The following is a 9,597-nucleotide window of genomic DNA, read 5'->3' as shown; positions in this document are numbered from 1 at the left end:
CTTCTGGTAACAGAGGCCTTCATTTAACAAGTGACATTTTCATAGCACAATTAGAGTGACATTTTCACAGACGTTTGACACCAAATTCATCCACTTTTTGCAGCTGTGTCTATTTAATTATGATTGCATCTGGAAAGGGAAAAGCCAGGCGCAATCGCAGCATTTACTTCTGGACAATTGTTAACTATTATTATAGATAAAAGGTTAACAAAAGGTTAACAATGGGAGGGGACCGATATGGCTGTTTTATTGCGGGGCCATCATGTACTGTGCTTGCTTGGATACAGGGGAAAAGGCTATTCGGATGACTTTTGCACCAATATGACCGCGATTTATGAGACGTTGCGTACAAAGCCCGATACCGTAATCGAAATCATCGAAGGGCCGGACGACATTTGCCGCGCCTTTCCCCCCGATCAGCCCCATCACTGCCGGAATCAATCCGTGTACCAGAAGGACAATGAAATTTTGCAGGCGGTTGGCATTGAACAGGGGCGAATCATGACTTGGGCAGAGGTTGTGCAGGCGGCGTCCAGAGTAGAGCCGGACGACATCCGGACACTATGCTCGAACTGTGAATGGGAGCCGCTCGGCCTTTGCCGGGAGGGAGTGCGCCATATCCGTCAGGCAGGTGTTCTTCGGGAGCTCCCCTAAACATGGAGACAGGGACGATCTTCCAGTTTATGATAGGCGGCTGTCGCGCACAGGGAAAATCATAAAATTGTTCTTGAAACGGCAGGCTAGAGCGTGTACTATAGACAAGGTAAAAACTTCATAGAACTCGTATATTTTTGGGAATATGGCCCATAAGTTTCTACGGGATGACCATTTTAATCATCCGACTATGAGTGAAAGCGCAACAGGGGTTCCTTTTTTGCCGATTTCGGCATGAGGATGGTTCGAGCGTTGCGGACACGCTATGTGTTACACCTTTAAGGGACAATAGCCCGGCAGGACAGACTTCACTTGAGAAGAAATCACTCAAGGGGTCTGTCTTTTTTGATTTTCAAAAAGGAGCGATACGAGCAATGAAAGTATTACAGGAACGCATACGCGAGGAAGGTTTGATTCTGTCGAATACGGTGCTGAAGGTGGATTCCTTCCTCAACCATCAGGTGGATACCCGGCTCGCACTGGAGATTGGCCGGGAGTTCGCGCGTATTTTTGGCGATAGGCCGATTACGAAGGTGCTGACAATCGAAGCCAGCGGTATTCAGTTCGCGATGGCGGCAGGTATTGCGCTGGATGTGCCGTTTATTTACGCCAAGAAGAAGAAGGCGGTCACTCTTGCGGAGAAGGTCTATTCGGCGCCGGTCTATTCCTTCACCAGACAGGAGAACTATCAGGTCAGTATTTCACAGAAATATCTGGGTCCTGAAGACAAAGTGCTAATCGTGGATGATTTTCTGGCTACCGGAGCGGCGCTTGTCGGTCTTGTGGACATTGTCAGGGCGTCCGGTGCAGAATTGGCTGGCGTGGGCTGTGTCATTGAGAAGAGCTTCCAGGAAGGGCGCGGTCTGCTTGAGGCCAAAGGCGTAGAGGTGCATTCTCTGGCTCGCATTGCGTCAATGTCGCCTGGTGAGGTTTGTTTTGTGGAAGAAGCAGTGGTGGAATAAGCGCAGCCAGCATCAGCCAGGCGAGGCACTTGCAGGGAGTACGGTTTCATGTTATCAAGGCTCACGAGGTTACTCCCATGGCTTGTGCGTCTACTGCTCAGGCATAGCGAGGCTGATTCGCGCTTTACCAGGAATATTGTATATTCCATATATTAGAATGGGGAGAGTCTACAATGCTTAGCAAAAAGAAAGTCATTACTTTAGGATTTCAGCATGTGATGGCGATGTACGCCGGTGCTGTAATCGTGCCGATTATTGTCGGTGGAGCGCTTGGCTTGACGGATAAACAGATGGCGTATCTGATTGCAGCAGACTTGTTTACATGCGGTCTGGCAACTATTTTGCAGGTGATCAGGAGCAAGTATTTCGGCAGCGGCCTGCCAGTTGTGCTCGGTTGTACATTTACTGCGGTGGGACCTATCATTGCGATTGCTTCAACCTCGAATTTGGCCACCGCATACGGGGCAATCATTATTGCCGGTCTATTCGTTATTTTAGCCGCACCGCTTTATGGAAAACTGCTTAAATTTTTCCCTACGGTCGTTACCGGTTCCGTCGTCACGATTATTGGACTATCGCTTATTCCGGTAGCTATGAACAATGCAGCGGGCGGCCAAGGCGCGTCGGACTTCGGTGCGCCCAGCAATCTGCTGCTGGCTCTGGGTACGCTGATTATTATTTTGCTGGTAAACCGTTTTACAAAAGGCTTTATTCGCGCTATTTCCGTATTAATCGGCCTTGCGGCGGGGACGACGGCCGGGTATGCGATGGGAATTGTCAGCTTCTCCTCAGTTAGCGAGGCGGGCTTGGTAAGTGTAGCCCAACCGTTCTACTTTGGTATCCCGCAAATTAGCATCACCGCGATTTTGACCATGATCATTGTCAATATTGTCAGCATGGTTGAGTCCACGGGCGTATACTTTGCAGTTGGCAAAGCCACGGATCAGAAGGTGGAGCAGCGGCAAATCGTCGGCGGTCTGCGCTCCGAGGGTCTGGCTATCATGCTCGGCGGTATTTTCAATGCATTCCCGTATACGGCGTTCTCGCAAAACGTCGGCCTGATCTCGCTGACGCGCGTCAAAACCCGCGATGTCATCTTCGCTGCGGGGGGTATCATGCTTGTACTGGGTCTGCTGCCCAAGCTGGCTGCCCTGACTACAGTTATTCCAAATGCCGTGCTCGGCGGCGCGATGATCGTGATGTTCGGATCGGTAGCCGCGGCAGGTATTTCCATTCTGTCAGAGGTTGACCTGCGCAAAGGCAACAATCTCATGATTGCGGCTTGCAGCATTGCAGTTGGCCTTGGTTCGGCTACATTGCCGCAGATGTTCGACCAACTTCCTGACTTCGCGAAGATGCTGCTGCAAAATGGCATCGTATCCGGGTCCCTGACGGCGATTGTGTTGAACCTGTTCCTGTCTGGACAGGAAGCGGAAGCCGAGCCGGTTGAAATCAAGCAAGCGTCCTGAGTAACGGCTGGTTCTTCCAACCGAATAGTTTCATAGCAAATCATTTGTGGTTAAAAATCATAAGTAGCGATGCTTGAGAGAGCAAGCTGAGAGCGCGCCATCCATTCTTGTAATTTGCTAAAAGTTTATCAAATTACACCGGCAATAAAATATTGGTAATCCGTTCAATGTGCAACTATGCATCTGATTCCTGCCGTACAAATTCACATCCGGTGCTGGAAATCATGGTAGAGCGCAGGACTCGTCTTGAGCAGGAGCGCATCGTAGAGTGAAGAGAGAAGGATATTAAACAATACAGTAAAAAGAAAACAGCGGGGAGCGCTCCCCGCTGTTTTCTTTTTATTGCGCCCCTTAACAGGGATAACGTAAATCACAATGTAATCCAATCTTGCGCCCCTTAACGGGGAAATCGTTTAATACATGTTTATCTTATCATATGTTTGTGAAAAGTCAAGGTCACGGCTAATTCATATTTTTTCTGAATACCACTCCGCATACCGTGCTTCAGCGTTTGTTCTAACGTGTGGATCTTGGTCAAACAATTCTTTCATTAATTGAATTTTCATGTCCTTACTGATCTGAATATTGGGTTGAATCAATTGCAGCGGATTGCTTTTGTCTTCATTCCATCGGTTGAAGTGGAGGATATTGCTGCTATCATCAAATTTACCGAAACCAGTCTTAAAACGCCAATCTTTAAATATTCGTAAATCACTTACCATAGCTGTCTGTGTAGTATACATTAAAACTTCCTCAAAAGTTGGCGTACTGGCATAGGTTGAGACGATGCCGTCCAATATTCGACTGTTCCATGACATTGGTAACCGAGCAGGAACATTGCCCTTCTTTGGATGTCTATAGGGAGTAAGGGAATAAAGTCGTTTTCTAGAAACTCTGGTCATGTCACTGATCAAAAGGGTTGTATCTGAACTGCCATAGAGCCCAGAAATGTTTCCGACAGAGAAGACACTCTTAGTTTCTTTACGGGTTTTGCTTGTAGTCGGAATGACCATAACTGAGTCTAATTGAGGATAGATATCCTAAATTAAAGCAATATGTTTGGCATCCCATTCGAATCCGACCCCAGTGAAGTAACAGTCCACAAAATCAAAGCGTTTATAAGATGGGGAAAAATGATCGGGTTGAACGGGATCGTAAGAAAACGGTTGGGCATCTTGTTCCGCAAATGTCATTAATTTTTGTAGTATTCTACTACGATCTGGTTCGCTAGCGATGTCAAGGATATTTTGTAGAGGTTCTAGTTTTTTTAACTTATCTATCAGCTCTTGAAATTCAGGCGTGGTTAATGCCAGGAGTTGTGTTACGAGTTCATTGATGGTTTTAGTCAAAATGCTACAATCCTTCCTTCAAGATGATGGTATTTTACTAGGTATAGTATACCATATTTGCGGAAATCTATTTCAGTGCAAAGTGCAGATTTTGTCGAATAATCGGTCTCACGTAGTTAGTGCGTGACGCTCCATAAAGTCGAGCCTTACTCTTCTTAATGCTTTTATGTCTATTGCTCGAAACAGTTTTTCCATAGTTAGGTAGCAGAAGTTTTTTTGAGTGAAGACGCCGCCATACACCTCGCTTCCTGCACCAGGTTAAGAGTTTCAGCCAGATGTTCGATGGGGCTGAATTTCTCATGCTGAACTTGCAAGTCACAGGCAAACAATTCGACATACATTTCAATTGTCTCGATATTCGCGTGCCCCTTTATGCTCTTAAGCGTGAAGAAGGCGGGAGAAAGATCCTGGAGTTGCATTGTAATGAGATGCTGGCTGAGTTTTTCCAGGTCTTTGCGATAACGGCGGATGCTCGCCCTACTGAAGTTTCTGACCTTGCAATATTGGAGAAACAATTGTACAGCATCGTTTCAATTCGAATTTAATTTGAAGCTTTCCTTGTTCTGCACTTCGCGTTTCCTCCCTTGGAGTTATGCGAACCAAACACCGTATTCCCAATTCAACAGAATAGTGATAAAATAAACAGGAACATAAGTTCTTATTAATAGTAGGGATGGTGCGCAACCCATGAGCAACCGATATGCGGAAATAGAAGGTGTCATCGCCTATATTCATCAACATATCTATGATCCTCTCCCGCTTGCCAAGCTGGCAGCGCATGCTGCCTATAGCCCGTACCATTTCACCCGAATTTTCAAAGAGAGAATGGGTCTCTCCCCTCAATATTATATTTCCGCTCTCAGACTGCAGAAGGCCAAGGATTTGCTGCTTCATACCAATATGAGCATTCGAGACATTGGTCTTGAGATCGGCCAGCAGAGCCTTGGGACCTTTACTACACGATTTTCAGAGAGGGTTGGATTAACTCCAGCCAGCTTTCGAAACTACAGACAGCAGGCGGGTCAGCATTTAAGTTCCTTGCAGCAGCTTGCGAATTGGGAGGAACCAGGGCTGTTGTCCCATCCCTACTCCACCGTGGAAGGGACGATTCGTGCGGAGACGCCTTTTCAAGGCGTCATTCTGATCGGTCTGTTCGCCAGACCGATTCCAGAAGGTTTGCCGCTGTACGGCACATTGTTGTCCTCGCTCGGAGATTTTCGATTCACCGATGTCAAGCCGGGGACGTACTATTTGATGGCGACTACGATTTCATGGGGAACTCAGGCTACAGAAATTATGCTCCCTCAGGCTACACTGCGTACCCGATCAAGAACGCCGATTTTCGTGCAGCCTTACACACAGGTTCCTCCCATGGATATCATGCTTTACCCGCCGCGAATCGATGATCCGCCGATTCTGATTTCACTCCCGGTCCTGATGAATCGCTTCTTGAGCCGGGTCCGTCAGTCTGTAGGCTGTTGAATACGATTTCTTGTCCACTGATGGAGATCGTTTTTGAGATGCTCACAATATCGCTTATCCCGTTCGGAGGCAGACGTTAATCATCGTATTATGGGAAACGATCCTACTACATCTACTTTCCGTTTGTTGCAGGATCGTACCATCATGTTGTCCAGAGCGTGCAGTAATATACGATCGAACAATCCTTGAGTAGTCAAAGAAGAGTGAGGGATAATGATGAAGCAATCAGATTTGGAACTGACAGAAATAATGGACGAACTGGAAAAATTGGGGGACGAGCAGACGAAGAAGACCTTCATCCGTCATGGCGCACAGGAGCCGCTGTTTGGCGTTCGGGTGGGGGATTTGAAGAAGCTGGTTCGCAACGTGAAGAAGAATCAGCAGCTAGTCTATGATCTCTACGATACTGGCAATTCGGACGCCATGTATCTGGCTGGTCTGGCGGTTGATCCCAAGGCAATATCCAGGGAGCGGTTGCAAGATTGGGCGGACAAAGCGTATTGGTATATGCTGGCCGAATACACGGTGGCCAGTGCTGCGGCTGAAAGTTCGTACGCCCGCGAGCTTGCGCTGGAATGGATGCAATCGGATGAGGAAATGGTAGCAGTATGCGGCTGGAGCACCTACGCCAACTATGTATCCATTACGCCGGATGAACAACTGGATCATGAAGAAATAACCCGTCTGCTGGAGCAGGCGGGCCGAACCATCCATGAGGAGCGCAACCGTGTTCGTTACACAATGAACGGATTTGTTATTTCAATTGGTGCCTACGTTCGCGGGCTGAATGAACGTGCCAAGGAAACTGCTGTACAGATCGGTAAAGTTCATGTCGATGTCGGCCAGACAGCCTGCAAGGTTCCGCTTGCCGTGGATTATATCGAGAAGGTGGAGCAGCGGGGCAACGTGGGCAAGAAACGCAAAACCTGCATTTGCTAGACACCAACGTTGTCTGGCAGAATTTCCGTGCAGGCTTCTGGAGTAAGCCTGACTTTACGATTTCTGCACGCTGCTCATTCATTCAAGAAGCCATCGTCGCAGCAGCAACATGCTCCCGAGAGACGGCTTCTTTGCTATTTTGACCCTGCAATGCCTGCTTGGTTAATTGGCGGAAGTCCCGCCCATAATGATTGAATCTTTGGGCAGCAGCAAGGCGAACAGTCCGAGCAGCGGCAGGAAAGAGCACCACTGGATCATGGAGGTTACTCCGTATGTGTCCATGAGCCAGCCCATAAGCACCGAGCCGAGCCCGGCAAGCCCGAATGAGAGACCGAAGAATAGTCCGGCTACCGAGCCGACATGGCCTGGCAGCAGTTCCTGGGCGTAGACGATAATGACGGAGAAGCCGGACATTAGAATCAGGCCGATCGCGATAGAAAGCAGGATCGAGGCAACAGGCCCTGCGTAGGGCATCAGCAGCGAGAACGGCGCTGTTCCCAATATAGAGAACCAGATAATTTTCTGTCTTCCGAAGCGGTCGGCAAGCGGTCCCCCGATAAAGGTGCCGACCATGCCGGCAAATTGCAAGGCAAACAGGCAAATCTGGGCGCTGGAGAGCGGAAGCCCGAACTTCTCCATGTAATAAAAGGTGTAGTAGCCTGTCATGCTGGCGAGATAGACAAATTTGGAGAAGAGCATCAGGATCAGAATGGCCAGCACATAACCGATGAACGGTTTGCTGAACGATCTTGCCGGCGCAGCCGCGCCCCTGTTCTTAGGCTGTGAGGCCCGAACCCGAAGCTGCCTGCCGTACCATCTGCCAATAGCGAACTGCAGCACAATGCCGATGAGGGCCAGCAGAGTAAACCACAGAAATCCTGTCTGCCCGATCGGCATGATAATGAAGATGACCATGAGTGGCGCAAGCGCCTGCCCGAAGTTGCCCCCTACCTGAAAGACTGATTGAGCGAAGCCTTTGCCCCTGCCTGCCGCAAGATGCGCAACGCGCGAGGACTCTGGATGAAGAACCGATGAACCGACCCCGATCAGGGCAGAGGCGAGCAGCAGCATGGAGAAGGAAGGGGCCATTGCCAATCCGATCATCCCGAGCAGAGTGAACAGCATGCCGACGGGCAGCAGGAACGGCATCGGGCGGCGGTCTGTACAGTAGCCGACGAGGGGCTGCAAAACAGAGGCTGTTATGTTGAGCGTAAACGCAATCCACCCGACCTCCGTGAAACTTAATTGCAGGCTCTGCTGAAATAGCGGGAAGACTGCCGGGACAACCGACTGCATGGCATCATTCAGGAGATGAGCGGCGCTGACGCCAAGCAGTACTGTCATTGCTGTTGTCGGTGTCGTCTTTACGGCAGAAGCTACAGTTGTTTGGGACATGTTTAAACGTCCTTTCCTTGAAGTTTAGACTAATGTTCTGGATAGGAATTATCTTAGTGGAGCGGAGGCAATGCTGTCGCTGCGAATGTTGCTTGGATATGGAGCAATTTTTGCTATAATGGACGAAGGGTGAAGAGAATGCACATGCAAATTATATTGCCGCACGTAGAACTGCACAGCATTGAGAGCAGCTTTGCGAATATGCCTCACTGTCATGAAGAGCATTATCAGATTACGGTACCGCTTCGTGGGAGCTGCCACTTTGTGCATGAGAACAGAGAGTTGGCGCTGGCTGCCGGGGACGGGCTGATGCTGCATCCGCAGGACCTGCACTCCTTCTATTTGGGGCCGAAGGACAAAGTCATTATTTTCAAAATCAATGACCACTGCCTCCATCCGGCAAGCGCCTTGAACCTCCCTGATCCTGAACAGCGGTACCGGTTCAATCCGTCAGAGCTGTCCGGCTTTTTGCAGCAATGGACCGCCTCCCTCTTCATTGCGGGGTCTCCCGATCGTCTGGCATTAGAGGAGAAGGAAGAGCAGATGCTCGAATATGTGCACCGCTTGATCTGGGGAAGAAAACAATTAGACATCGAGACTGCTGAAAAGGGTTCACATGCAAGAAAAGGCAGGGACAATCACCTGCTTCGGGTGCTGGACTATATGCATGCCCACTACACCGATCAGATGAGTATCGATGAGTTGGCCGCGGTTGCGCTGCAAAGCCGGTTTCATTTTATCCGCTCTTTCAAATCGCTGACGAGTATGACTCCGTATCAGTATGTACTTCGACTGCGAATGGAGGAAGCCAGGAGACAATTGCGGCATTCGGCAGCGACCATAACAGAAATCAGCTTCGGGCTGGGATTCTCCAGTACAAGCCAGTTTTATAGAATGTTTATGAAATCAACCGGGATGACCCCGGAGCAATATCGTCATCAAAGCCATTAAAAAGGAGCCGATTTAAAGATGAGTGAATCGTACAATGAGCAGGAGCTAATTGAGTTTATCGCGGAGCAAACCCAAGCCCAGGCGGATGAAATCAGGCTTGTATTGAAGCATGAACAGGCTTATGTCAATGCACAGCAGGAGGATGCCAAAGGCGAAGTAGATGTAGATATTGATGAGCTGGTGGATTATGTATTGAGCCGTTCTGATGTGAAGCTGGACGAGTTGACGGTCGAGTCGATTCTGGAAAGCGAGATGGATTATTTGATCAAGAAGGGCGTTGCGGGGTATCTGGATTAGTTGATACGAATATGCGAATGCCTGTGGGGTGAAGGCACATCGTATAAGTGCGAGAAGGGGCAGTCCCCCTGTGCCAGGCTATAAGGCCTGCGCACGCGG

General features: G+C 49.1%; 12 protein-coding genes and 1 riboswitch. Of the genes, 7 read left to right on the top strand and 5 right to left on the bottom strand.

Annotated elements, in window-relative coordinates:
* Window positions 1-237 precede the first annotated feature (237 nt).
* From JFN88_RS22785 to JFN88_RS22775, 3 genes are all read left to right on the top strand, one after another.
* Window positions 238-654 (top strand): DUF1284 domain-containing protein, encoded by a 417-nt coding sequence (locus JFN88_RS22785; RefSeq protein ID WP_199021651.1) that lies wholly within the window; start codon window positions 238-240, stop codon window positions 652-654.
* A gap of 107 nt (window positions 655-761) precedes the next feature.
* A riboswitch (purine riboswitch) is annotated at window positions 762-865 on the top strand.
* 163 nt (window positions 866-1,028) lie between these two features.
* Window positions 1,029-1,616, top strand: a complete 588-nt coding sequence (locus JFN88_RS22780) for a xanthine phosphoribosyltransferase (protein ID WP_199021650.1) — start codon at window positions 1,029-1,031, stop codon at window positions 1,614-1,616.
* Between the two features lie 173 nt (window positions 1,617-1,789).
* Window positions 1,790-3,085, top strand: coding sequence for a nucleobase:cation symporter-2 family protein (locus JFN88_RS22775; protein ID WP_199021649.1), 1,296 nt, complete (start codon window positions 1,790-1,792; stop codon window positions 3,083-3,085).
* A 203-nt stretch (window positions 3,086-3,288) separates the two neighbouring features.
* Here JFN88_RS22775 and JFN88_RS22770 read toward each other — a convergent pair whose 3' ends face one another.
* From JFN88_RS22770 to JFN88_RS22755, 4 genes are all read right to left on the bottom strand, one after another.
* On the bottom strand, window positions 3,289-3,471 hold the full coding sequence (locus JFN88_RS22770) for a hypothetical protein (protein ID WP_199021648.1): 183 nt from the start codon (window positions 3,469-3,471) through the stop codon (window positions 3,289-3,291).
* Window positions 3,472-3,552: 81 nt separating this feature from the next.
* Complete coding sequence (locus JFN88_RS22765) at window positions 3,553-3,882, bottom strand: hypothetical protein (RefSeq protein ID WP_199021647.1); 330 nt, start codon at window positions 3,880-3,882, stop codon at window positions 3,553-3,555.
* A gap of 243 nt (window positions 3,883-4,125) precedes the next feature.
* Window positions 4,126-4,434, bottom strand: coding sequence for a hypothetical protein (locus JFN88_RS22760; protein WP_199021646.1), 309 nt, complete (start codon window positions 4,432-4,434; stop codon window positions 4,126-4,128).
* A 197-nt stretch (window positions 4,435-4,631) separates the two neighbouring features.
* On the bottom strand, window positions 4,632-4,949 hold the full coding sequence (locus JFN88_RS22755; RefSeq protein WP_199021645.1) for a hypothetical protein: 318 nt from the start codon (window positions 4,947-4,949) through the stop codon (window positions 4,632-4,634).
* A 172-nt stretch (window positions 4,950-5,121) separates the two neighbouring features.
* Between JFN88_RS22755 and JFN88_RS22750 the strand changes: the two genes are divergently transcribed.
* Together JFN88_RS22750 and JFN88_RS22745 are read left to right on the top strand one after the other, a co-directional pair.
* A complete protein-coding gene (locus tag JFN88_RS22750) occupies window positions 5,122-5,916 on the top strand; it encodes a helix-turn-helix domain-containing protein (RefSeq protein ID WP_199021644.1) in 795 nt (264 codons plus the stop codon).
* 231 nt (window positions 5,917-6,147) lie between these two features.
* Window positions 6,148-6,855: a DNA alkylation repair protein gene (locus JFN88_RS22745; protein WP_199021654.1), complete on the top strand. Its 708-nt coding sequence runs from the start codon at window positions 6,148-6,150 to the stop codon at window positions 6,853-6,855.
* Between the two features lie 162 nt (window positions 6,856-7,017).
* On the opposite strand, the gene JFN88_RS22740 is transcribed toward JFN88_RS22745, so the two are convergent.
* Window positions 7,018-8,250, bottom strand: a complete 1,233-nt coding sequence (locus tag JFN88_RS22740) for an MFS transporter (RefSeq protein WP_199021643.1) — start codon at window positions 8,248-8,250, stop codon at window positions 7,018-7,020.
* A gap of 144 nt (window positions 8,251-8,394) precedes the next feature.
* Here JFN88_RS22740 and JFN88_RS22735 point away from each other — a divergent pair, with 144 nt between their 5' ends.
* Window positions 8,395-9,201 (top strand): AraC family transcriptional regulator, encoded by an 807-nt coding sequence (locus tag JFN88_RS22735; protein ID WP_199021642.1) that lies wholly within the window; start codon window positions 8,395-8,397, stop codon window positions 9,199-9,201.
* A gap of 18 nt (window positions 9,202-9,219) precedes the next feature.
* Complete coding sequence (locus JFN88_RS22730; protein WP_199021641.1) at window positions 9,220-9,498, top strand: hypothetical protein; 279 nt, start codon at window positions 9,220-9,222, stop codon at window positions 9,496-9,498.
* Window positions 9,499-9,597 lie beyond the last annotated feature (99 nt).

The sequence above is a fragment of the Paenibacillus roseus genome (assembly GCF_016424485.1).
In the GTDB taxonomy this organism is placed as follows: domain Bacteria; phylum Bacillota; class Bacilli; order Paenibacillales; family Paenibacillaceae; genus Paenibacillus_D; species Paenibacillus_D roseus.
The sequence above is the reverse complement of the archived record's forward strand: the minus strand, read 5'-3'. Positions and strand labels throughout refer to the sequence as shown.

What these genes read in the sequence shown, in the direction of transcription:
- JFN88_RS22785 (WP_199021651.1), top strand. Translation starts at nt 238, where the DNA reads ATGGCTGTTTTATTGCGGGGCCATCATGTACTGTGCTTGCTTGGATAC.
- JFN88_RS22780 (WP_199021650.1), top strand. Translation starts at nt 1,029, where the DNA reads ATGAAAGTATTACAGGAACGCATACGCGAGGAAGGTTTGATTCTGTCG.
- JFN88_RS22775 (WP_199021649.1), top strand. Translation starts at nt 1,790, where the DNA reads ATGCTTAGCAAAAAGAAAGTCATTACTTTAGGATTTCAGCATGTGATG.
- JFN88_RS22750 (WP_199021644.1), top strand. Translation starts at nt 5,122, where the DNA reads ATGAGCAACCGATATGCGGAAATAGAAGGTGTCATCGCCTATATTCAT.
- JFN88_RS22740 (WP_199021643.1), bottom strand. Translation starts at nt 8,250, where the DNA reads ATGTCCCAAACAACTGTAGCTTCTGCCGTAAAGACGACACCGACAACA.
- JFN88_RS22735 (WP_199021642.1), top strand. Translation starts at nt 8,395, where the DNA reads ATGCAAATTATATTGCCGCACGTAGAACTGCACAGCATTGAGAGCAGC.
- JFN88_RS22730 (WP_199021641.1), top strand. Translation starts at nt 9,220, where the DNA reads ATGAGTGAATCGTACAATGAGCAGGAGCTAATTGAGTTTATCGCGGAG.